1 rRNA gene is annotated in these 368 nt (G+C 59.5%); it reads right to left on the bottom strand.

What is annotated here, in order from left to right:
• Positions 1-368 (bottom strand): 16S ribosomal RNA (locus L0U85_RS20215); the annotation flags it as partial.

Genomic DNA, 368 nt, shown 5'->3' with positions numbered 1-368 from the left:
CCCCGGTTAAGCCGGAGCCTTTCACGGCGGACGCAATCAACCGCCTACGAGCCCTTTACGCCCAATAAATCCGGACAACGCTCGCGCCCTACGTCTTACCGCGGCTGCTGGCACGTAGTTAGCCGGCGCTTATTCAACCACTACCGTCAACGAACCAAATAGCCCGCCTTCGTCATGGATAAAAGAGGTTTACAACCCGAAAGCCGTCATCCCTCACGCGGCGTCGCTGCATCAGGCTTTCGCCCATTGTGCAAAATTCCCCACTGCTGCCTCCCGTAGGAGTCTGGGCCGTATCTCAGTCCCAATGTGACCGACCGCCCTCTCAGGCCGGTTACCCGTCACCGCCTTGGTAGGCCATCACCCCACCA

This window comes from Glycomyces sp. L485, from assembly GCF_022548875.1.
Classification (GTDB): Bacteria; Actinomycetota; Actinomycetes; order Mycobacteriales; family Micromonosporaceae; genus Glycomyces.
Note: the sequence above shows the minus strand (reverse complement) of the source record. Positions and strands in the feature narration are given on the sequence as shown.